Source organism: Psychrobacillus sp. NPDC093200 (assembly GCF_050280345.1).
Lineage (GTDB): Bacteria > Bacillota > Bacilli > Bacillales_A > Planococcaceae > Psychrobacillus > Psychrobacillus faecigallinarum.
Genome location: NZ_JBNNVC010000004.1, coordinates 50,114 through 73,469, shown reverse-complemented (window position 1 = coordinate 73,469; position 23,356 = coordinate 50,114). Strand labels below are relative to the sequence as shown.

The window sequence follows — 23,356 nt, the reverse complement described above, 5'->3', positions numbered from 1 at the left end:
GGATGGGTAGACATAGAAGCTAATAACCTTGGTTTCTTCTAGTATAAAATGATTATTAGGAGAACATTAAATTTTAAGTGTCTAGTTATAACACTGCTTAATTCGACTATATTCTACCTTAATTGAGTAACAACACATCCTATTTAAGCAAAAACCTTTATTCCGTAACAGTAATTTTTCAATGTTTTTTCACAATATTAATATAATTTGTGTTATGATGATACATAAAAATTTATTAATTGTTTGTAAGGGAGTGCGCTTATTAATGAATATCCAACCGTCTACTAAAATGTCCTTATTTGAGCCCGCGATTTTTGGAGAGTTAAAAGCAGCCGCAGCTAGGAAAAGAGATGCAGGCTTTGAGTTATATGACCTAAGCTTAGGAAGTCCCGATATACCACCAAGTGAGGCAGCTAGGAAAGTATTGTCTGACTTGAGCTACTCAGCTGATTCTTATGGATATACATTAAGTGGCACTAAACGTTTTTATGAGGCAGTAGCTAATTACTATGAACGTCGCTATAACGTTTTACTAGATCCAACTACAGATATTGTTCAAACAATGGGCTCTCAAGAAGGTTTAGTGCACCTCCCGCTTGCCTTTTGCAATGAGGGAGATATTATTCTTACGACTAACCCAGGTTATGTGGCATATGACGCTGGTATCAAACTAGCAGGAGCAGTGCCTTACTATATGGATTTGTTAGAAGAGAATGACTATTTACCTGATTTAGGAGCAATTCCTACAGAAATTGCACAAAAGGCCAAGCTTATGATATTAAATTTACCTGGAAATCCAGTCCCTGCTATGCCAAACAAGGAATTTTTCCGCCAGGTAGTTGCTTTTGCTAACACCTATAATGTCATTATTCTACATGATGCAGCATACTCTGAATTTTACTTTACTGGCGACTCTCCTAGCAGCTTCCTTTCTACACCTGGAGCTCTTGAAGTAGGTATGGAGATTAACTCCCTATCTAAAAGCTTTAGTCTAGCAGGGACTCGCATTGCTTATATAGCAGGAAATACTAAGATGATTGAGATTATGAAGCAATTAAAATCTAATCTTGATTTTGGGATTTACGGCCCAATTCAGGAAGCAGGAATTGTGGCATTAGATCACGCAGAGGAAATTACCGACGCTTTACGAAAAACATTTTCAGAGAGACACAAGGTTCTAATGGATGGTTTAAAGAATCTCGGTTGGACAGTAGCTCCCTCTAATGGTGGAATGTTTGTCTGGGCCAAGTACCCTTACGAAATAGATGATAAGGAATTCGTATTTGAAGTCATCGCTCAAACTGGGGTAGTAATGGTACCTGGGACAGTCTTTGGATCAGCTGGAGCAGGCTACGTTCGAGTAGCATTAGTACAAGATACAGAAATACTTAAAAAAGCTGTCGAACAATTAAAGAAATTACATTTTCCTTCATTAGTTCGATAACATTCTTATTCTTACTAAAAAACCATCGACACTTTGCTGTCGATGGTTTTTTAGTAAGAAGTACTTTCGTTAATATAATACATATTTTTCCCTGCTTTTTTAGCTGTGTACATTGCGTCATCTACCATTTTAATTAAAGAGGATGCTGTAAAAGTAGCTTCTTTAATATGTACCACACCAATGCTACTCGTTATAGAAATGAGTGACTCTTCTATTAACCAGGGTTCTTTTATAGCTTTTTGAATTCGTATTACCTTTTCTATAATGGGTGGGATTTCCTTAATATTCGGTAACAAGATGATGAACTCATCTCCCCCTAATCGTGCAACAAAGTCTGAATCGTCTAAGGAGTATTTTAGACGTTTTGCAAATTCATGAATCACTTCGTCCCCTGTCTCATGCCCAAACGTATCATTAATATACTTAAAGTTATCAATATCTAGCATGACGACCGCAAACTCTTCTAATCCTGCTTTTATCTTAGCCAGCGCCTCAGATAACTGATTCCTAAAGAATCTCCTGTTGGGTAGGCTTGTTAAAGAATCATGGTACGCAAAGTATTCTAACTGACTTTCATTCTCTTTTTGCAAAGAAATATCACGAGCTATTAGCACCATATGTCGAAAGTTATGAAAAGCATCGTAGACTGGATTACCATTAATTTCAGTCCATATCCAACCTCTTTCCCCATGCATCCCCTTTAACTCTATAGTAAAAGAGCTTCCTTCTGAAACTGAATGCTGAAACTTCTGCTCTAGTAAGGAAACATAATCAGGATGAATATTAAAAAACGGTGCCTTTTTATTAATTTTTGTATTATCAAATCCAAAGACTTTTTTACTGGAAGGTGAAACATACAGATACTCTTTGTCATGATTCATCAAAATGACAACATCCTGTACATTTTCAGCTATTATTCGGAAATTCTTTTCACTTTGGATGTACTGACCTAATAGCTTGTCTATTTCACGCATGTCTTTAACGATTGCAAATATGCCTAATATTTCTTCTCTATTTTTAATCGGTGCAAAATGGATTAAGCAGCTTATTTTTTCACCCGTTTGTTGAAGTAAGCGAATGCGATGGCTTTTTAAATCACCTGTAAAAGCCAGGTTAAATGCATCAGAAATCTTTTCTCTGTATTTGTAATCCAACAGCTCTGTGAAATTTTCACCTTTTAATTCTTTTACAGTTCTACCACTCACAGCTTGAATCATTGGATTACCATCTTGAATAACTCCTTCAAGGTCTAAAGAAAATATAGCATCTCCGTTATAGTCAAATAATGAACGGTATTCCGATTTTGTTTCTTCTAATAATTGTAGATTTTCTTCAAACTCTATCTTTACGCTTTTCTCTTCCGTAATATTTTTTGCAATTGCAACAATATGGGTACATTCATTATTAGAATTTAATATTGGAGTGAGTGTTGTCTCCGCATATCCATTTTCAGGAGAAAAATGAGGAACTCTGATCTCAAATTTAATAATCTTTTTAGTGGTATAGGCTTCGGCAAAATGATTTTCTAAGATTTCTGCAATCTCTTCAGGTAAAGCTTCGCGAAAACTTTTTCCGACAGCATATTTCCCTATAATGCTATTCGCTGCATTGTTAACAAACTCATAAAGGAATCTTTGTTCTTCCTCGACCCGCATAATAAAAACTACTTCTTGAATCCCTTCTGTTAATGCTTTTACTAAAGAAAGCTTAGAAGATTCATACATTTACCACACCACCATTACAAAATATTGGTTGTCTTAATTTAAGCATAGATATAAGTGCTTGGAAACCTAAACCTTTAACCTTTCTACCAATCCATAGAATTTGTACTATATAAAAAGGCTAAAAAGCCAAACAATTAAACTGTTTGGCTTTCCAAATCGGAGTTATCCTTTTTTTTATGAACAAGTGCATACTTTTCCCATTTTCTACTTTTCCATCTAAAGAACATGATAATACCACGAAGCCACTCATCTGCTGCTATAGCCAACCAAATACCTGGGAGTCCTAAATCTAATACAAAAACAAATAAATATCCTAACGGCACACTCATCATGACCATAGACAAGGCTCCCATGATTACTGGGAAGGTCGCGTCTCCTGCTGCACGCAATGAATTAATAATTACGATATTTAACGTTCGACCCGTTTCGAGAATGATACTTAATACAAGAACCGATGCTCCAATTTTAATAATTTGCTCATTATCCGTAAATAAGCCCATTAGTGGATAGCGGAATATGATTACAAGGGCAACCATCGCCAACGTAAAAACGAATGCTCTTTTTACACTATACCAAACTGATTTATAGGCTTCCTCTTTCTCATCTGCACCCACAAATCGACCAACAATAATCGCAGTTCCCATACCAATTGCGACAGCAAATAAATAAGTGAACATAGATATATTAACGGCATACTGCCTTGCAGCCAAAGACTCAGTCCCTAAATAAGTTGCATAATACAAGAAGATAATTTGACATCCTTGGTATAAAATTTGCTCAAAGGCAGAAGGGAGTCCAATCTTGAGGATTTTCTTAATGTATTCTTTCGAAATAGTAAAGTAATAACTTACTTGAACACGATATTCCATCACTTGATATAATAGCCAAAAGAAAACAACTAGTGCTATAAACCGACTTATAACAGATGATATTGCTGCACCCTGAACTCCAAGCTCAGGAAAACCAAACTTACCAAAGATTAAAGCATAATTACCTACTACGTGGAAGATATTCATCCCTAACGATACAAACATAGTTTGCTTTGTATAACCATGTACACGAATAATGGCCGCTAAAGCATTAATAAGTGCCTGAAGAAAAATACCTCCACCAACAATCATTAAATACTGATTAGCAAAAGCAAGTACCTCGCCATCTAGGTTCATGGCAGCCATAATATTTTTTGAAAATATGACAAATCCTATGCTTAAAAGTATCCCTACTCCTAAATTTAAAGTTACCGCTAGACCTGAAATTTTAGATGCCTCCACATATCTTTTGGATCCTAGATATTGTGAGACTACGATAGCAGCACCATTGCCTACTACCTCTAATATTAATATCGCAATATGGATATATTGATTGGCTGCTCCTACACCAGAAACCGCATTATCAGACACAGCACTAAGCATAAATGTATCTGCTATACCCATTAACATAAACAAAAATACTTCTAAAAAGATCGGCCAAGTTAAGTGAAATAAGCTTAGCTTTTCTCCTAAATCCTTCTTCTTTCTAATCGCCAATTTTATTCCTTCTTTACATATACATTTTTTCACCAAAAGAATCTTACCACAGAAACTTCCATTCTACTATAAGATAATTTTCACAACATATAGATTCTTTTATTCATTCAATTATCAAATCAACTTTTACCAATTAAGCACAGGCAGCTCTTTTTTGTTGATTGTAATGGCAGGCGGCGACTCCGGTGGGAGAATTGAGCCAGATTAGACACCACAACTCATTGGACCTTTCTTTATTGTTTGTATTTTTCATAAAACTGGAATTATAAAATTATTTTACTTATTAAACTATTGCAAAAAATGCAAGATTAAAGAGGATAAGTATGGGTAGAAATAGAATATAATACTCGTGCAAATCTAAAATAGGAGGTCTATTGCAAATGTCTCACTTTATCTCCCGTATCGCCACCGTAGAAATTCCTGTCAGTAATTTAGAACGCTCTATGGATTTTTATATGTCTGTTCTTGGAGTTCATGTTGAATCTAAAGGAGACAAGGCCGCCATGCTTTCCTTTCATACAAAAGGAGTTCCTACAATGTATTTAGTAGAAACGAAGGAAGTTAGACCTTTGTTTTTTACTAATACACACTCAAATGTGGTCCATAGCGTAATTGATTTCTATACGCCTTTGCTAAAAGACTTTTATCATTGGCTAAAGAAAAATAAAGTGGAGGTTGGTCCACTGAATGTTAACGAGGAAGGCTTGGGAGGATTTGGTTTTAAAGATCCTGATGGGAATAATTTAAGTGCAAGCAATATTGAACATTTTGGTCAGTAATCGCCATAATAATATAAAATACGTCTAACTCCGCAGAGATAGACGTATATTATACTTAATGGATAGATGGGTGCTCGATACCTATGTTTTCGTGGATATATTGCTTGAGAGCCGGCTCGGATAACTCTATCTCGTTGATTTGTAAACTATCCTTCACGTATGCAAGCTTATTTCTTTCAGTAGCATATGATTGAATGTGTAGTGTATTGTCGATATACAATATTCCTTCATTTGTAATCATTTTATCCTCTTTGCTTAATAGACCTTTCTTTGTAAGCTCTTCTTGCACAACGGAAAGACGGTCCCCCAACCCATCTTTTAATACTTTTGCTAAGCTAATCTCAGATCCTTTTTCAAGAAAATTACATACATAATAGGCCAGTAATGTCTGTTCCTTTACCGTTAATCTCTCCATATTATTTCCCCATTTCGACTCTTTTTATCTTTTATTCCTTTTTCTCCTTATCCTTAAACATAAAGGACCTAAATCTTTTATGATTAGGTCCTTTATGTTTATTCATTTAATAATTTTTTTATGTCTTCATCAAATTCGGTTGGATTGTCAGTTGGCGCATATCTTTTAACAATGTTACCATCTTTGTCGATTAAAAACTTTGTAAAATTCCATTTTATTTTTTTGGAAAGTAATCCTTTGCTGTTTGTCGTTAAGTAATCAAATAATGGATGAGCTTCACTGCCATTTACTTTCACCATCTCGTGCATTGGAAAGGTCACCCCATAGCTCATGCGACAAGCCTGTTCTGCATCGGCTCCATTTCCTGGTTCTTGAAAAAATTGATTGGAAGGAAAACCGAGTACAACCAGTCCTTCATCTTTGTACTTTTTATAGAGACTTTCTAAGCTATCAAATTGGTTACTAAGTCCACACTTCGTTGCAGTGTTAACAATTAGCATGGGTTTGCCCTTGTACTCACTTAAATCGTATTCTGTTCCATCTGCTTTTTGTACTTTAATGTCATAAATACTCATTTTCATCATTCCTCCATTTTTGATAAAAAAGCATTTAGTTCTTTTAATTGAGACATGAGTGTAATAGCATTCACGTCTAAGATATTACAGCTTGTAATTTTCTTTATAATAGATAGCTCAATTTCTTTTTCTGCATTTTTAGCCTTCTCCGTTAAAGAGATAATAGAAGCTCGTTTGTCCTCCATGGATTGTTTCTTTTCTAACCATCCGCGTTCCATCATTCGATTGATGATAGGATTCAACGTACCAATCCCAAGCTCTAAACGATTTCCAATATCCTTCGACTGCAAATGATCCTCTTCCCATAAAGCCAATAATACTAAATATTGAGGAAACGTTAATTGATAAGGTTCTAGGGTTTTAGCATATAACTTAGCAAAATTACTAGAGGCCTTGTATACCTCAAAACACAGCTGTTGCTCTAATTTAGAGGGTTTTTCTTTACCCATGTCCTACTCTCCTAACAATAAATACATCGTACACGATGCATTTATATAATATCCCATTTTATAGAAAAAGTAAAAGAATTTAATTTCTAAATGTTCGTATTAGTAAAATCCTCATCAAAAAAACTTTGCAATTGCTCAAAAAAAGAGCTCTGCAAAGTTTAATAAATCAACCGCCAATATATAAAGTACATTGGCTAATCGCAATAAAAAAAGCTGGATTTTGAATAGGAGAGTCATCGGATATTTCAAGCTCAATCAAGAACTCCTCTTCAAGCTTTGCTCTCCATCTAGCAATTTCCTTACCCTCCCAAAGATAGCGTGTCCAATCTTCTAGTTCCTTATCAATCACTATATTTAGGTCCTTCCCTATTATTAAAAGGTCTGCGACTAGCTCCTTCCATTTGTCGTATGTAATCGTGTAATGCTCTTTTGTTTCATAGTCATAAGCCTGATAATAAACTCTTCCCTTTTTCGATACTTTCTTACATGTGAAAATGATTTGGTCATTTAAATCATATATATCGTAACGAAGGAAATATCGATATTCCATAGCTCTATCCAGCAATCTCTTCAAATTATTAGAATAATACCGTTGAAAAGTGCATACTTTTTCTCCATTTGTTTTATAGACTATAGATTTAGGGGTAATATCAATTGCTAATGGTTGTGTGTAGTGATAAATGGGCATTTGTTTTCTCCTTTTAAAGCTTTAAAGCATTAATTTTAATATATCATCTTTTAAACTGTATCAAAATATTTTAAGCTTCTGCTTATTACTATTATATGTAAATTAGTGTATAATTTTGTTATTTTAAAAAGTGAACTATCAAGTTTTAAACTAGGGGGGATTAAAGGTATGGCAGAAAAAAATAATACTCAAACTTGGGCAATCTTGTTGTTTTCTATTGGAGTTTTTATGGCTGCCCTCGACAATGGGATAATCAGTGCTGCTTTGACAACCATCAACAGTTCTTTTGATGTTACTCCAAACTGGGGGGCTTGGGGAATAACTCTTTATACTCTTGGTTTAGCGGTTAGCGTACCAATTGTAGGTAAGCTTTCTGACCGTTATGGGCGAAAGCGTCTTTTCATTGTAGAAATTGCTATTTTCGGTATTGGGTCCTTATTAGTTGCATTAAGTCCTAACTTTACCTTTTATTTAATAGCACGTTTCATTCAAGCCTTAGGTGGCGGTGGTATCTTTATTATCGGAAGCTCTCACATTTTAAGTACACTTCCCGTTGAAAAACAAGGAAAAGCCTTGGGAATGCTAGGTGGAATGAACGGTATCGCTGCCGTATTGGGACCAAACCTAGGTAGCGTGTTATTAGACCTTACAGGAAGTTGGCATTTTTTATTCCTCATTAATGTTCCCATTGCAATCGCCCTTGTCATACTTGGCTTTTTAAAACTAGAGGAAACAAAGGATGCAACCGGAGGAAAATTAGACTTACTCGGAACTATATTACTTTCAATGGCAATCCTAGGTATTATGTATGGATTGACGAATATTGAAGGAGTCAACTTCTTTGAAAGTATACTAGAGTTAAATGTTTATGGTTATTTTCTAGCAGGTATTATTCTCTTACTGATACTTATAATCCACGAAAGTCGATTAGAAAAACGTGGTGGTGATCCCATTCTTCCAATACGTTTACTATCAAAATCTTCTTACTTATTAACTCTATTAATAGGCGCGTTCTCAGGAGCTCTTTTGGCGGGCATGATTTTTATCCCTGCCTTTTCAGAGCAAGTACTTGGCATTGCCCAAGAAAACGCTGGATATTGGATGACCCCTCTTGCCCTTGCAGCTGGTATGGGGGCAGCAATGGGTGGTATGTTTGTCGATAAAAAAGGTCCTATTTTCGCTGTATTATTATCAGGTATTATATCAGCAATTGGCTTTCTACTGTTCCCTATGTGGATTGAAGCAAAATGGCAATTCATCATCGCATCCTCTGTAGCAGGATTTGGGATGGGAATTATTCTTGGAGCCCCACTGAATATATTGGCAACGGAGAAGCTAGAATCTGATAAGGGAACTGCATTAGCCACTCTTTCCTTAAGCAGACAAATTGGGATGACCATTGCTCCGACTATTTACGCGGGATTTATCGCTAGAGGTTTCAATCAAATACCAACCATTTTTCAAAATGACTTCCCAAAAATCTTGCAGGATAATATACGAGAGGCAAATATTAGTGAAGCAGGTCTGATGGAATTTCAGTCACTTTCTGCTCAAGTGACATCTGCTGGGGAAATTATTTCCCAGGAAACTATGTCACAGGCTTTAACTCAGATACAAGACCAAGAACTTTTAGAGGTTATCCAAACAAGCGTCAATCAAGTCACCACTGTTGCTGCACAGGATGGCTACGGGGGACTATTTTATTCCGCAGTTGTTATTGCGAGTTTAATTATAATAACTACACTTATACTAATACCCATCCGGAAACGTAGCTTACAGGGATAAATAAAAAAAGATGGCCATGACTTATACATGGCCACCTTTTTTAATGAAGCTGATCGAATCCCCGATTTGTTTCTCCTAATAAAGTGAATTAAAGGTTACATGGATTATTTAAAATAGAATTCAACCTAATTAAATAGTAGTTTGTAACTCACGTATTGTTTATTATTTTTTGATTGTAGCGACAGGCGGCGACTCCAGCGGGAGGAGGGAGGGAGACAGATAAGACATCCCATACGAGCTCGTTAGCGACGGGGATGGCTTATCGCTCCCCCCGCGGAAAGCGCCAGCCTAAAGCTGAAATCCATTCTACTTGCTCGATTCCGTTAAATTAGAAGGTCCTTCAGTTTGCTGAACAGAATAACCTCGAGGTTTGACTAAGCTTCTATTCCTCCTGGTCCTTGTTGCTTATTTGGTTTTATTAAGGTATAAATGATACCTCCGAAAATTAGTAGGATTCCTAGGGACTGTAGAAATGTTGGTCGGAAATCTAAGATTAGCGTGTCGAGTAATATAGCCACTACAGGGTCTATAAAGACTAGTGCTGAAATAACACCAGTAGTTAATTTTCTTAAGCTATCAAAAAATAAATAATAAACAAATCCAGTATGTATCAGGCCAGTGCCAATTATATATAGCCAGTTGGTTGTCGTTAATCCTTGAAATAGAGTCAAATTCAGAAAAGGCAGTAGGATTAGTATACCTATAGATGTTTGTACAAAGGTCATCGCATAGGCACTTAACTGATTAACGCCCTTACCTAGAAGCATCGTCATAGCATAACAAAAAGCAGAGAGAAGCGCCCAGATGAAGCCCGACCCAAGAAAATCGGAAATAGATTGGACCGTATTAATCCCTACAATCAGCATGCTTCCAAGGAAGCAAATCAGAACAGCTATAAGAGAGTTCCAAGTCATCCTCTCTTTTAAAAATAATGTTCCTAGTAGCAATACAAAGATGGGAGCCAAATTATATATAGTAATAGCAATCGTGATAGATGTCACCTCAAATGCTTTGAAAAGAAACACCCAATTTAAAACTAAGAAAATCCCACATAAAAGAATTTGCACTATCTCTTTCTTTTCCCATATCTCCGTCTTATGCTGACCAGTAATTACCCATAACGCCCCGAGAAAAAGAGTGGCACAGATGCAGCGTACAAATACTAATTCTATGGCTGGTATACCGGTCTTCCCTGTAAAGAAACCGATAGAACCAAAAATGGCCATAGACAATGTCATTTTTAGCATTGCCGCTTTGTTCATACAAGATCAACCTTTCCTTGCTTTATTTACTTTCTTATATCCACTTATTTGTTGCATGAGGAAGAAAAATACGCCAACCAATACTATTAACCCGCCAATTATCTGCCATGCAACTATACGTTCACCTAAAATAATTACAGCTAAAATAGTTGCTCCAACAGGCTCCCCAAGAATGCTCATCGATATAGTAGTTGCATTGACATAGTTTAACAGCCAATTATTTATCAAATGCGAAATAGTAGGAACAACGGCCAATAAAACAAAAATCCCCCACTCCTTTGCATCATAACCTGTGAATGTAACCGAAGTGATGACATTATAGAAAACTAATGCAACGGCTGCAAAGCTAAACACGCAGAAGCTATAAATCCAATGAGAGACTTTTTTTACAGCACTTTGTCCAATCAGCAAATATCCTACTACTGCAATGACACTTAAAAACGAAAGAATGTCTCCTAGTATGGCACTTTTACTAAGTCCGAAATCTCCCCAACCTACCATTACAGCTCCTATAACTGCAATACCCATAGTCAGCAACGCACTAGAGGTTGTTCTTTCTTTAAAAAGAATCATTCCACCGATTAGGGCGATAATTGGTTGTAGCGCTAGGATAATAGTAGAGCTAGCCACAGTAGTTAGCTTCAAAGAACCGAACCAAAGGGCAAAATGCAATGCAAGAAACATTCCAGAGAAAAACAACAAATACCATTCTCTTTTAGAAATTTTCTTAAATTCATTTCTCTTTAACCAGACAACAGGCAACAGCAATAAGCTCGCCAGAATCATTCGGTACATACTTAAAATAGTTGCAGGTGCGCTTGACCATTTAACAAAAATTGCAGCAAACGAAATAGCTACAATCGAAACAATTAACGGTAACACAATCGACTTAGATGTTTTTTCTTGATTCACAATCTTACCCCATTTATTTTCTTTTCTTATATCCTTTATTATCCTACAATTTATTACTTTATCAATAAAAGAAAAACATTCATTTAAATAAGTGCCTATTCAGCTTATTTTCTGCAAACTTTAGTACAGGCCTATTATTACGGGATATATATAATTGTTTCATATAAATAAGCAAAAAAATAATCCCCTTATCTGGGGATTATCCTAGCCTGTCTCTTTTCCATTTTCTATATTTATTTAACATGCCTTTCCCACCAGTGCTCACAAGTAAAGCAATAGCTAAACCAATTCCACTTAATGCAGTAACAAGAGAAATCCATTCAAAGAACGAATATCCAGGTACTTTAGACCAATCCGTGAATCCCTTCCAGTCCTCTATTACTAAGTTCATACCATAAATTCCGGAAATAGTTGTATAGATAGTTAGCATGAACAATAACATATTATGACGATTGTTTGTTTGATTTTCCTGAGCACGGTATAAATCATCTAGCGTCTTCTTAACTTCTATAAAAAGATGATTCAAGTTAAAGGTTTCTCTGAGTAAATGGGTAAGTTCCTTCCCCTCCTGCCTGGCTGAAACCTGTCCAAAGTAATATCTTGAATAGAATTTTGAAATAAGCTCAATAAGCTCCTTTACATAATCTTTGTCCTTAGACCAGCTGACCTCACTATGCTCGAACGATAGCTTTAATAGCATAATTTTATAGTAATAATGCAGCAATAAATTGTAATACATAGTCCCCATAAATTCTTCCATATCTTTTCTATAAGTTTGTTCTTCGTTATTTGTTACTGTCGCCTGTACGTTCTCAGAAGTAATAGTATATGTATTAGGCGCATAACGATCATATAGACGCTCTTTTACAAAACGTTCTATATAATCGGAGTTAGTACTTGAAATATATGGCTCACCCTCTACTCTTCCATCAACCTGAGCCACACGATATAAATGCTCCTGTAAAATTTCTTCGTCCTTTTTAACAACTAAAAAGATGGAGGACATCATTCTTGCATCTTCAAAAAATGGAAGACTTCCGTAATACCCTTCTAAATGCTCGTTTCTTATGATAAATGGCTTAACAGATGGACATAAATAATCCAATACTAATTGATTAGTTGTTTCAAAAACATAAGAATCGTTAGATATTTTAACTCCCTTTTCCTCCTCCAGCTTAGGCTCCAAAACCCTAAAATGAGAAAGGAAATGCAAAAAGTCTGAAAGAGTTTCTTGATCTTCCCCTAAAGTACGGATTGTAATAACTCCAATACCAAATGGACAAAGAGTAATATCTACACTATTAATAGCAAAATTACTTTTTTGTCCTCTTAGCTTCCAAACAAATTTCTCGTTAATTTCTTTGGAATATCTCAAAAACCCTCTATTCTTTGTTGTTTTTGGAAACAGTTTATCTTCAATATAAGGCAAGAAAAATTGACTGAGACGTTCATGACGAATCTTTACTCCTTCTCCATAGTAGCCTGTTTGGAGTTCCTTATTATTAAGCTCAAAAAATCTAAAGTGATGTCTTTCTAAAGTTTCCATCAATTTCTGTCTCTGTTTCTCATGAAAGGAGAAAGGAAACATATAGGTAACATACGATTTGTTTATCTCTAATTCCTTTATGTTATTCATCCTTAATCCTCCTCCAATACCTAACCTTAAGATACCACCAACTGCTTTATTTAAACCAAAAAGCAACTTTACCAAAAAGGGTAAAGTTGCTTTTGTTAACTTAATTAAAAGTTATTGTTATTTTCGTTATTATTGTTGTTGTTATTGTTGTTATTATTGTTATTACGATTGTTGTTACGGTTGTTTCTGTCGTTGTTGTTATTATTGTTATTATTATTTAAATTTTCGAAGTTGAATTCATCACCGAATTCGTTGTTTTGATTGTTATTGTTGTTATTACGATTATTGTTATTACGGTTGTTGTTTGCCATTTTCTTTACCTCCCCTCTTACCTTTTTAGAATGGGCAAGTAGGGATGAAATATACGTTTTTCTTTTACTTTTTCTGAAAATCCTCTTTACTAAACGCTCTTGCAAATTCCAATTGTGTATCTGTTCGTTGGTAATATCCTGCTTTGTCTCTTGGATTCATTATTCTAGGCTCCCAAATATGCAGCTTAATGTATTGATGTAAATACATCTCACCGACCATCAATAGAAGAGAAATTATAAAGGCAGCTCTGCCAACTGGCACAGAAGGGTCGAATAAGTAAATGCCCATTAACCAAACTAACCCAAGTGCAAGTATAAAGTCACCTATTGTCGCTAATATATTACCTAGCCTAGGCATTAAGAATATATCTCCTATAAAACCTAAAACCGTCAAAACGATGCTTATAATGAAGACACCCAATAGATTAGCCCCATAATACCCGCCAAGTACGATCCAAATGATAGCAGTCGTCATAATTAACTTAATGAGAAACGTTTTGAAATACAACTATTCCACAGCCTTTCACTTAAGTAGATTTTTGACTATATGTTTTAGGATCCTTCGCTTGTTTTGCTATCAATTCATTTAACTCATTGTAGGATAAACCAGAATTGGCGTTTTTCCTCTTTACTTCTTCAATATCAGTTCCAACAACCGTATATTTTGCGTTATTCCCCTTCATATTAGCTCCTCTTTTCCATTTATAGGTGTAGGATTAATTATCTCAACTTTAGGACGAGTTTGATTAAACCAATGGTAATAAAGAATGATAATTAATCCTATCTCAATAGCGTCCCCACCGTAATACATAATCATGCCTCCTATTTCCGCTTCTACTTTGGAAATACCAACCGGAGGATTTGCATATATAAATTTGGACAGGATTGCATGACCAGCTAGAGCAAATATAAAGACTACAGAACGGTAAATATAGCTTTTTCTATGCGGTGTTGGGTCAATATAAAGGATAGAAATTGTAAAAAGATATCCAGCTAGGAAAATGTGTATATGAATGACGATATGGAACAATATATTTTCATGCATCAGTTCAAATAAACGTGTAGTGTATAATAACCAAAGCCCACCAATATTTAATATAGAGGTAACAATAGGATTTTGAAAAAAGTGAACAAATTTCGTTCGCAGTAAGCAAGTTATTTTTCTTGAAGCCTTTACAGGTAGGGTTCTTAGGAACAGTGTCATTGGTGCTGATAATGCTATCAATAACGGGGATAGCATCCCTAAAAACAAATGTCCTATCATATGCACTTCAAAGTCCGTATGCGCCCGCTCTGCAAGTGGCCCTGCTACTGATAGAAGAGCAAGAATAATTCCCGTGATCAATAACAATGTTCGACGTATCGGCCATCGTTTTTTACTTTTATTGGATTTATATACAGCGACTAAATATAAAAGCAGGAGAAGTACAAAAGGAGCCCCAAGTATTATTTGTGCAAAATCTAAACTAGTTTGATGAGGATGATCATGCAATACTATTCACCTCTACTTTTTTTTACTCGTTTGCTTTAACAGAACTATACCTACTACAATCATTAAAACTGCCGTTATATTCCACACTAAGTCGTAAGGTAAAATATCCACGTTATATCGAATTTGATGTAAGCCCATGAGCTTGTGTTGAATGGTACCATCATACAGTTGAAAAACACCTGCCCCCAAGAATATCCCTCCTAGCCATCTTTTTGGCCAAAATGCTTGGCGGCGATGAAGATCTGCCATAAGAAAAGCTGAGCCCACGGTAGCAAAGAAACTAAAAGCGTGAAATATGCCATCTGAGACAAGTCCAATGTCTGTGGTAGATTTATCATAAAAGTGATGCCAATGTAAAAGTTGATGGAAAATTACTTCGTCTATAAAGGCAACTACCCCTAATCCAAATAGTATTCCCGTCCACATATTCTTGGTAGAAAAATGCCTTTGATTTTCCTTATTAAGCGCATTACTTTTTAGCGTCGTCATAGCGTCCTCCTTTTAGTTTGAAAAGTCTAATTTAGTTTAAGTTTTTCCCTGAAAAGTAGTTCTTAAACAGACTGCTTGTCAAGGCTCAATCAGTTTCCCTTCAAGTGTTTTGATCATTAAGCCACATCCTTTTTGTCACAAAAAAAAGATGTGAATGACTATTTCATTCACATCTTTGCCGCTTTTATTTAACTTAGACTACCAACAAACTTTAACTCTTCCACACTTACTTGATCTTGTTTTCCTTCTAAAATCACTTCGACATCATTTAGAGTTTGTTCTATTGAAACAGCTTTTCCTGGACCCGTGAATTTTTCGGCAACATAGAATGGCTGAGTAAAATATGCCTCTAACCTTTCTCCGCGTTCGTATGTTGCTAGTTCACCTTCTGGAAGCTTTTGAATTCCATGCACAGCGACAATAGAACGTAATTCTCTATAGCGTCTCAGTAGCTTTTGTGCACGCTGTCTTAAACCAAAATGACGTTGGTCAACATCTGTCCCCTCCATTAAGGATGAGGTCGAATAGATAGGGTGTAGAGCAGGATACATATGACGAGTTGCAAGGTCTGCATCTAGCTGCCACAATGTTTCCAAAGGTCCAAAAGGCATCTCTTCATCTACTACTTCTCCTGATAAATCCACTAAAATGGTTGTAATTCCATCTATATTCTCTGAAATAATTTTTTCCTGTAAATCCAATAGTTCTCCTGAGATAATATAGCTTCTATCTGTGATAAAGATAATATCTCCAGTTATCTCTGAAAGTTTTTCATATGCATCTTCAACAGAAGTAGTTATATAATCTGCTAGCTCTTTTGTCCCTTCTAGCTCACTATGCTCTTTTTGCGGCAATAAAAACACAGAAGTGTGATTACTTTCCTTAAAACGATGCATTAGCTCTGCTAGTATTACTAGCTGTCCCATCCCCGGTCTAGCCACTAATCCAATTGTCCCTTCCTTTACTAGTGGTGCAAAAAAGTCCAATGCTTTAATTTGTGTCTCAATCATATGTTTCTTCTCCCCCCGAATGATCAATTCATCTACCGTGCAATTAGCCAATGAAGCTAAACCAACAAGTGTTTTAACCTCCGCCTTCCCCAAATCAATCTTCCCTGTACATAAATTAGAAACAGTAGCCGGGCGAATCCCAATGGATTTAGCGGCTGTCGTTAAGTTAGGCACTTTTCTTCTAAGCAAAGCGACATTCAGTCGTATCTCTTCCATATCATCCCTCCTCAGTTACTTTATATGGTAAACTAAATTACTCTTAAAAGCAAATATTTTATTTTTAAAAGTAATTATTTTTACTCCAAAATAAAATGAGTACCAGATTCATCAACAAATTCAGTTGTTGATCAACCTGGTACTCGCTATCTCATTATATTTGTATTTGAACAAGCGATTTGTTTAGTATATATAAAATGGTCTCATTAAAGAGCGAAGGACAAATACGAGACATTTCATCTATTGTCTTATATTGGATTTCAGCGAAATGTGGATGCTTTTCAATTCCACGAAGAATACTTCTCATGGCATCTGCTGCCTTTGGATTCATTAATATATCGGAAAATGTACTATTTATCGAAAACACACCATTTGGGATTTCTACCTCTTCCACTGTAACATTTTGTACACTCGGCATTGCAAACCAATCCGTGATAGTATAAACATCCACAATCACTGGCTCTGCCTCTTTAGCCTTAACTTCAGCTTTAGGCTGTTCCGTTTTTTCTGATATAGCCTCATCGGTACCGTCCTTCTCAGGGGTTACATCAGGAGGAGTGGGTTGCGATAAATTTTCTTTACCTTCGTTACTTGGAGCTGGTGTTGTTTGAATTGGACTAGAAGCTTCTACTGGATGTATAACTGGAACTGGCAACAACTTTAACTCCGAAGCCTGACCATCCATTTGAGCCTTGGCTTGAGCAACGATTGTGTCGATATTTGCTAGGATAGCAGCTTCCTGTTCCGAATTGTCTATTTTCAAACTAGATTTTAAATCTTGTGCGTATGACTGCAATGCAGCAATACGGCTCTCTTTTTGAGTTTTGGTGAAATTTACTAAGTCTTGTTGAGCTTTAGTCATTTCTTGCTCTAAATCTTCTCCAAGTCCTCTCATCAGTCGATCTGTTTCAGAAGCGACAGCACCTTCAATGTCTTTTACAGACACACTTTGCTTCTCATTGAACCAATTGGTTAATAACGTTTGTACATCTAAATCCGCTAAAGCTTTATTTAGCCCTGTTCCAAATGTAAGAACTAAAAATAAAACTGCTACTATAAAAATACTTTTTCTAATTCGTCTCTTTTTCTTATACTTCTCTACTCTACTCACCATATTGATGCCTCCATTTTGAAGAATAAGAACCTCTTGAGAAAGAGGTTCCTATAATTTCCATCAAATTCCGTCAACTAGAGCTGCCATATCAGCTTTAGCCTCATCTTCAAATTGCTTTGCAGTGGCTTTAATTAAGTCTGTTTGTGTTTGCGCTGAAAAGTTGGCCATCCCTTGAGCCCAAAGAAGGAAATCTTGAACTTCTTTATCTACTATTTTCTTAAGATCAGCAGTTTTAACCTCTACATTTCTATTCAAATTTCCCTGTAAGTTTGTTTTAGCTGCTTCAATGGCCGCTTCTAAATCGTCAATTGCTCTGTCTGTAGTAGCTTGGAGTTCCGTATTTAACGTAGCTAAAGCTACTTGTCCCTTTTCTGATGTGTGTTTGTCCATATCAGCCTGCGCTTGTCTTGCTGCCTCTACACCAAGATCATGTAGTTTTTTCTTTTCCGCTTCAAAAATTTTATTGAATTCTGTGTTAGTGTAAGTTACTAATTCTGTTTTTTTCTTTTCTAAAGCATCTTTGTGCTCTTTTAAGTCTTTATCAATATTAGCATTCGCTGTAGCAGTTGAAGTTTTACGCTCGTTCTCAATTTTAGTGGTAGTTCCAGCCTTCATCGCATTATATTTTGGTAATGTTTCAGCTACCTTAGTTCCTACATAGCCATTTACATTAGTACTTAAATCAGCTTTTGATTGGTTAAATTGCCCTGTAAACCAACCACCTAGTTTAGTTCCAGCATCTGAAGCTCCAAATGCTGCTCCTGCTCCTGCAAATAATGTTACTGCGATTGTTCCTACCATTACTTTACCTTTAACTGATTTCAATAATTTCATTTTAATATCTCCTTTAGTTTTTATAGTTTTTTGTGAATATATAAATTAACAGGATTATGTCAATCTGCTTACTTTTCGTTAATTAGCTCTTTTACACGCGCTTCTAACTTCAATTTAGAAGCCACCTCTAGTTCTGCCGCTTTATTGTTAATAGCTGCTTGATGAGTTGCAACTAATTGCTCTGTTTTAGCAGTAATCAAACCAATTATCCTTGTAATCTCATCGTCTACTGCTTTATTAATTTTCTCAACTGTTGCATCACTCTTCGAATCTAGCAGACCTTGTAAATAGGATTTAGTAGCACGAATTTCTGTTTCCAAATCCGTTATTGCAGCATTTGTAGTTTTATCAATTTCTTTATTTACATATGCTAACGCTGCTTGGCCCTCTTTTCCTGTATGACTTTTCAAATCATATTCAGCCAAATTCTTTGCCCCAAGACTTGTAATTTTTAAAGCTGCATTAGCGTCTTTTTCAATTTCCATAAATTGGCTATCTATATTATTTTGTATTTCTACTTTTTTAGCATTCACGGAGTCAATATATTTTTTACTTTCTGCTTTAATCCCATCCGTTGCATTAGTAGTAGCGATATCTCTCGTAGAATTTATATCTGTGCTGGCTTCTTGCTTCAAGCCTGTAGTAGCACTCTTTAATTCTCCGAACTTATTTATAGAATGCTTCGCTGTCTCGAAAGCAACCTCAGTAGTGGCTTTTCTAAATTGCGAATCATACCAGCTTTTAATACCAGCTCCAGCGTCTGTTGCCCCAAAAGCTACCCCAGTACTTGATAAGAATGCTACTGCAACCGCTCCTGCTACTACTTTTCGTTTTATTGTTTTTTTCATTGATAGACTTCCTTTTCTATAGATACTATTTTTTGTTTTATACAATACTTACAATTCATTTAGTAGGTCTTCTAAAATAACTTCTACTTCTGCATTAATTTCTTCTTTCATTTTCTGTTCATCAGGATAATTATCAAAGTTTGCATTTTCCAGATCAACAACACTTGCTTGCAATTCTTCTTGTATTGATTTTTCTTGCTCTGCCAATCGAGAGTTGGTTTTATCTATTTCTTCATTTACAAAGAAAGTGATTGAACTAGTAACATTCTCTTTCGTTTCTTGTAAGAAATTATTAACTTCTCTCCCAATCTCTTTGAGACCAGAAATGGTAACTTCTTTAAAAATCTCACTTTCCTTCTTGAAAGCATGTCCATACCATTTTGAGAAGCTAGCCTCTGGAATGCCACTAGCGTAAATAGTACTGGAACCAAGTAATACAGAAAATATTAAAATAAATCCTATTGCTCTTTTTTTCATAGTTGGCACTCCTTTCTAGTAGCGCTTAACTACATGATTCAAATTGCTCTTACATAATTCTTTATAACTATCATCTCTCTTCCTTATAGGTAATAAGATTATTTTTTATACCACTTCTAGTTAACTTATAATTATTTCGTAACAGAAGATAACCATAATTATACTTTCGTTGTATTTCGTTTCAATAGATTCTCTGAAACTTCTGACTTTTCTACAAAGATAGTCATTTTAAGTTGTTTTACGACCTATAAAACAGGTAAAAAGATACCCTTTTTCTCTATTTTTATTTATTTTTTTCACTTTATGTGAGCCTAAAGTTTTATTAGGAGTATAAAAAAACGCATGCTACTTCATAGCATGCGTTACCTTTTACCTTCTATAATGTAATGATAATCAAGGGATAGCTAGGTATTTATTTAATCACTTCCAGTATTTTCATTCATTTATCTTTTTATAATAAAACACAGTAGCGTGGAATTCTCCTCCCGCTGACTCAGCGTAATCAGGAATTTTACCCGCTTGGATATAATCAAGTGATGTATATAGTTTGTTTGATGGGTCACCTTCTCTTGTATCCAGCACCAATAAAGTCCTTCCTTCTCTCAGAGCTCTATTTTCAGCCTTAAACATTAACTGACGCCCTATACCGCTTCGTCTGTAGTGTGGGTGAGTCATAAGTTTAGCTATTTCGGCACGGTGTTGGCCATTTTGCTTGCTACAAAGATGTAATTGAATACTACCTATTATACGGTTGTTCCTCTTCGCCACAAATAACAGTACATCTGGTCTCAAGACATCCTCCCAATATCCCATTGCATTTGCTAACTCTAGTGGAGGTAAAAAGCCAATGGAAGCACCGTCTTCAACTACTTGTATTAGCAACTCAGACAGCTCTTCCATATGTTCTTCGGTAGATGTTAATTGCTCTATTTTCACCTCATTAAACATAACAATCCTCCTAATTAGATATACATCTTTAGATATTTACTCATTCTCCAGAAGACTCTTCTTTCCCTTTTATTAAATTTAGAAAAGAAAAGCGAGGATACAGCTTTTGAGAACCTATTTTTCCGATTTGGAACTTACCCATAAATATCTTATCTTACCTATCAAAAACTCCTCCCTATTTGGGAAGAGCTACTTTTTTTATCTATAAGTATCGTGTGTCGGTGTAAATAGATCTTCCTCTGCATTTCTTACAACAGAAAAATTGTCTACATTATAATGTCCATGTAGAGTTTTATTATGATGTTTAATAATTTGCTCTGCCGAAAGAACAGGAGAGTCAGCGGTCGAATGTCCATCGCCAACTAAAGTAACGTCCAAGCCATTTACCGTTGCAGTTCTAACAGCCGTATCTATACAATGCTCTGTTGAACATCCCGCAATGACTACATGTTGAATATTCTCTTTCGCTAAGTATTCTTTTAGTCCAGTACCATAGAATGCATTAGTTGCCTTTTTATTAAAAAAAGTGACTTCAGTAGGTATGTCTATTGCTTGGTGCACTTCAAACCCTGCCCCTTTACCTTCTGCAATATCCAAGTCTCTAACAAAAATAATTTGAGCATCTGAATCCAAAGCTTTTGATATTACAAGATTAATGTTTTCTATTAGCAGTTCCTTTTGAAAAACACTTTTCTCCTGCTCATTTCCCTCTATTAAATCTTGCTGTGCATCGATCACTAATAATGCTTGCTTCATACTATTTCTCCCCATTCTTGATTATAATGTTTGCCTGTTCTATTGGATTTACTTCTTTTAAATAATATTCTTCTCCTTTCCAATATCTCCTTTCGTATTTATTTATTCTTTCCTTCAAGTCACCAGTATAGGATTCTCTTATTAAAATCCGTTCATTTCGAAGCTCTCTCGGACAATCCAAGTAAATAACATAGTCTAAAAAGGAACGCCATTCCTTACGCTGAAGAAATATTCCTTCTATCAAAACAACCGTACAATTCTCTATAGATTCCTCTTTCAAATAGCATCGATCTTCATGCGCATTATAAAACTTAAGCTGAAGTAATTTTTCTTTCTGATGAACAGCCGTAAACAGTTTCTCTTGAATCTCTGAAGCATTCCATTGTAAATGATAGTATTCATGCCATTCGGGCTTTCCAGTATTGTATCGACGTATTCGTTCTTCTATTAGATCATCTAGATGAATTACTACTATTCGATGTCCTGCTCTCTCTATCTCCTTTACTAACTCGTTCGTAAAGGTAGTCTTTCCTGCTCCACTTAACCCATCTATGCCCAAAAGAAAAGGGCGGCTTAAGCTCTTTATCTCAGAAATAACCATTTTTATATCAAACATGACTTGTAGCCTCTCTTTCCAACAGCTTGAAAATAGTGTCCGTGACTACAGTAGGATCCTCCAAGTGGATGGAATGCCCCTTATCCGTTTGAATATGCTCTGTTTTCGATGTCAGTTTCGCTAATAGAAGTTGTTGCTCCTTCCATTGTTTAGTGGAATTGTTGGAGCTAATGACAACTACCGGAATATCCTTATGAATAGCTGCTGAGTCTTTTAGTTGTTGCGCTGAAATAGGGCTATCCTTATATTCTTGATATATCGTTTGGTACGCACCTAGAGTATACCCAGTGTAATTTAAATAACGCTGGTATTCACCAGTTAAAAATTTTCGTCCTACCTTTTGTTTTAATAATCTCGGGAAGCCAGTTAAGGAAATAACATATCCGAATGTAACCTTATGTTTAAACCCTTTGTTTTGATTGCCAGGCATATATTGGTTCTCATGTACGGAATCAACAAGGATTAAACCTTTTACTTGTTCAGGGTGCATACTTGCAAACAACCTCATGATTAGCCCACCATAGGAATGACCTACTAACAAATAAGGTGGAGCAAGGTCTACCTTTACTAATATTTCCTTTAACTCTTCTACGTGATCAAGAGCCGTGCGATACTTTTTAGTCGATTGGCTCCATCCGTAACTCCCTCTATCATAGGATAAGACTTTGGCACGCTTCGAAATTTCCGGCTGAATTTGGCACCAATCAATAGAGAGAGAACCTAATCCCGCCTCCAAAATAACAGTGACTGGCCCCTCACCTGATTTAATAATGTGCACACTTGAGTTTTCTGTTTTAACTATTTTCCCCGGAGGAGTCATTTTATTTTTTTGGTTCATCGATAGATTCCAAAGGGATAAGGGAAATAAAACTATCCCTAGTATATTTCTTATAAAAGCAGCAGCTGTCATTAATCGTCAGCCTTTCTTCACTGTGGATTAATTTTTCGTTTCTAATTCTTCCAAACAGGCATCTGATTCAATTTTACATAATCCTAGTAGCAGTTATATATAAAGCGAGAACCTCAAAAATTCTACTTTCACTTCTATAA

26 protein-coding genes are annotated in these 23,356 nt (G+C 35.7%); 3 read left to right on the top strand and 23 right to left on the bottom strand.

The genetic code is table 11. The features are described from left to right. The first annotated feature begins 265 nt into the window (after positions 1-265). On the top strand, positions 266-1,444 hold the full coding sequence (locus ACQKNZ_RS15685) for an aminotransferase class I/II-fold pyridoxal phosphate-dependent enzyme (RefSeq protein ID WP_144539274.1): 1,179 nt from the start codon (positions 266-268) through the stop codon (positions 1,442-1,444). Between the two features lie 50 nt (positions 1,445-1,494). Here ACQKNZ_RS15685 and ACQKNZ_RS15680 read toward each other — a convergent pair whose 3' ends face one another. Then, positions 1,495-3,168 carry a diguanylate cyclase domain-containing protein gene (locus tag ACQKNZ_RS15680; RefSeq protein ID WP_427660606.1) on the bottom strand — a complete coding sequence of 558 codons (1,674 nt, stop codon included), beginning with the start codon at positions 3,166-3,168 and terminating at the stop codon, positions 1,495-1,497. A gap of 134 nt (positions 3,169-3,302) precedes the next feature. Further along, the gene (locus tag ACQKNZ_RS15675; protein ID WP_427660779.1) at positions 3,303-4,736 is read right to left on the bottom strand and encodes an MATE family efflux transporter; all 1,434 of its coding nucleotides are present in this window, start codon (positions 4,734-4,736) and stop codon (positions 3,303-3,305) included. 338 nt (positions 4,737-5,074) lie between these two features. Between ACQKNZ_RS15675 and ACQKNZ_RS15670 the strand changes: the two genes are divergently transcribed. Beyond that, positions 5,075-5,473 carry a VOC family protein gene (locus tag ACQKNZ_RS15670; protein WP_144539270.1) on the top strand — a complete coding sequence of 133 codons (399 nt, stop codon included), beginning with the start codon at positions 5,075-5,077 and terminating at the stop codon, positions 5,471-5,473. Between the two features lie 55 nt (positions 5,474-5,528). On the opposite strand, the gene ACQKNZ_RS15665 is transcribed toward ACQKNZ_RS15670, so the two are convergent. The 4 genes from ACQKNZ_RS15665 to ACQKNZ_RS15650 all read right to left on the bottom strand — a co-directional run bounded on the left by ACQKNZ_RS15665 (position 5,529) and on the right by ACQKNZ_RS15650 (position 7,600). Beyond that, entirely contained in the window at positions 5,529-5,888 is a 360-nt protein-coding gene (locus tag ACQKNZ_RS15665) for a hypothetical protein (RefSeq protein ID WP_154312128.1), read from the bottom strand. A 98-nt stretch (positions 5,889-5,986) separates the two neighbouring features. After that, on the bottom strand, positions 5,987-6,463 hold the full coding sequence (locus ACQKNZ_RS15660; RefSeq protein ID WP_144539266.1) for a glutathione peroxidase: 477 nt from the start codon (positions 6,461-6,463) through the stop codon (positions 5,987-5,989). Between the two features lie 5 nt (positions 6,464-6,468). Beyond that, positions 6,469-6,912: a MarR family winged helix-turn-helix transcriptional regulator gene (locus ACQKNZ_RS15655; RefSeq protein ID WP_154312127.1), complete on the bottom strand. Its 444-nt coding sequence runs from the start codon at positions 6,910-6,912 to the stop codon at positions 6,469-6,471. Positions 6,913-7,078: 166 nt separating this feature from the next. After that, entirely contained in the window at positions 7,079-7,600 is a 522-nt protein-coding gene (locus ACQKNZ_RS15650; protein ID WP_144539262.1) for a tubby C-terminal domain-like protein, read from the bottom strand. Positions 7,601-7,768: 168 nt separating this feature from the next. On the opposite strand from ACQKNZ_RS15650, the gene ACQKNZ_RS15645 reads away from it, so the two are divergent. Continuing rightward, positions 7,769-9,385, top strand: a complete 1,617-nt coding sequence (locus ACQKNZ_RS15645; RefSeq protein WP_427660602.1) for an MFS transporter — start codon at positions 7,769-7,771, stop codon at positions 9,383-9,385. Positions 9,386-9,759: 374 nt separating this feature from the next. Here ACQKNZ_RS15645 and ACQKNZ_RS15640 read toward each other — a convergent pair whose 3' ends face one another. The 17 genes from ACQKNZ_RS15640 to ACQKNZ_RS15560 all read right to left on the bottom strand — a co-directional run bounded on the left by ACQKNZ_RS15640 (position 9,760) and on the right by ACQKNZ_RS15560 (position 23,144). Next, positions 9,760-10,647: a DMT family transporter gene (locus tag ACQKNZ_RS15640; RefSeq protein ID WP_427660601.1), complete on the bottom strand. Its 888-nt coding sequence runs from the start codon at positions 10,645-10,647 to the stop codon at positions 9,760-9,762. Between the two features lie 6 nt (positions 10,648-10,653). Next, a complete protein-coding gene (locus ACQKNZ_RS15635; protein ID WP_144539256.1) occupies positions 10,654-11,559 on the bottom strand; it encodes a DMT family transporter in 906 nt (301 codons plus the stop codon). A gap of 199 nt (positions 11,560-11,758) precedes the next feature. Further along, positions 11,759-13,195, bottom strand: coding sequence for a hypothetical protein (locus tag ACQKNZ_RS15630; protein ID WP_154312123.1), 1,437 nt, complete (start codon positions 13,193-13,195; stop codon positions 11,759-11,761). Positions 13,196-13,299: 104 nt separating this feature from the next. After that, positions 13,300-13,506, bottom strand: coding sequence for a hypothetical protein (locus tag ACQKNZ_RS15625; protein ID WP_191963809.1), 207 nt, complete (start codon positions 13,504-13,506; stop codon positions 13,300-13,302). A gap of 64 nt (positions 13,507-13,570) precedes the next feature. Then, entirely contained in the window at positions 13,571-14,014 is a 444-nt protein-coding gene (locus ACQKNZ_RS15620; protein WP_154312121.1) for a DUF2512 family protein, read from the bottom strand. Between the two features lie 19 nt (positions 14,015-14,033). Next, positions 14,034-14,189 carry a hypothetical protein gene (locus ACQKNZ_RS15615; protein ID WP_186318199.1) on the bottom strand — a complete coding sequence of 52 codons (156 nt, stop codon included), beginning with the start codon at positions 14,187-14,189 and terminating at the stop codon, positions 14,034-14,036. Then, a complete protein-coding gene (locus tag ACQKNZ_RS15610) occupies positions 14,186-14,998 on the bottom strand; it encodes a cytochrome c oxidase assembly protein (RefSeq protein WP_225216105.1) in 813 nt (270 codons plus the stop codon). Before ACQKNZ_RS15610 ends, ACQKNZ_RS15615 begins: the two co-directional genes overlap by 4 nt. 12 nt (positions 14,999-15,010) lie before the next feature. Then, on the bottom strand, positions 15,011-15,487 hold the full coding sequence (locus ACQKNZ_RS15605; RefSeq protein WP_154312119.1) for a DUF2243 domain-containing protein: 477 nt from the start codon (positions 15,485-15,487) through the stop codon (positions 15,011-15,013). Between the two features lie 188 nt (positions 15,488-15,675). Continuing rightward, positions 15,676-16,713 carry a hypothetical protein gene (locus ACQKNZ_RS15600; protein ID WP_427660597.1) on the bottom strand — a complete coding sequence of 346 codons (1,038 nt, stop codon included), beginning with the start codon at positions 16,711-16,713 and terminating at the stop codon, positions 15,676-15,678. Positions 16,714-16,867: 154 nt separating this feature from the next. After that, positions 16,868-17,827, bottom strand: a complete 960-nt coding sequence (locus ACQKNZ_RS15595) for a hypothetical protein (RefSeq protein ID WP_427660595.1) — start codon at positions 17,825-17,827, stop codon at positions 16,868-16,870. A gap of 60 nt (positions 17,828-17,887) precedes the next feature. Then, a complete protein-coding gene (locus tag ACQKNZ_RS15590) occupies positions 17,888-18,661 on the bottom strand; it encodes a hypothetical protein (protein ID WP_427660593.1) in 774 nt (257 codons plus the stop codon). 68 nt (positions 18,662-18,729) lie between these two features. Next, positions 18,730-19,509, bottom strand: a complete 780-nt coding sequence (locus ACQKNZ_RS15585) for a hypothetical protein (protein ID WP_154312115.1) — start codon at positions 19,507-19,509, stop codon at positions 18,730-18,732. Between the two features lie 48 nt (positions 19,510-19,557). Then, positions 19,558-19,986, bottom strand: a complete 429-nt coding sequence (locus tag ACQKNZ_RS15580; RefSeq protein WP_144539231.1) for a hypothetical protein — start codon at positions 19,984-19,986, stop codon at positions 19,558-19,560. A gap of 435 nt (positions 19,987-20,421) precedes the next feature. Then, on the bottom strand, positions 20,422-20,934 hold the full coding sequence (locus tag ACQKNZ_RS15575) for a GNAT family N-acetyltransferase (protein WP_144539229.1): 513 nt from the start codon (positions 20,932-20,934) through the stop codon (positions 20,422-20,424). Positions 20,935-21,132: 198 nt separating this feature from the next. Then, positions 21,133-21,690, bottom strand: coding sequence for a cysteine hydrolase family protein (locus ACQKNZ_RS15570; RefSeq protein ID WP_191697547.1), 558 nt, complete (start codon positions 21,688-21,690; stop codon positions 21,133-21,135). Position 21,691: 1 nt separating this feature from the next. Further along, positions 21,692-22,306, bottom strand: coding sequence for a kinase (locus tag ACQKNZ_RS15565; protein ID WP_144539225.1), 615 nt, complete (start codon positions 22,304-22,306; stop codon positions 21,692-21,694). Beyond that, a complete protein-coding gene (locus tag ACQKNZ_RS15560; protein WP_191697548.1) occupies positions 22,299-23,144 on the bottom strand; it encodes an alpha/beta fold hydrolase in 846 nt (281 codons plus the stop codon). The genes ACQKNZ_RS15565 and ACQKNZ_RS15560 overlap by 8 nt, the downstream gene beginning before the upstream one ends. Between the last annotated feature and the right edge of the window lie 212 nt (positions 23,145-23,356).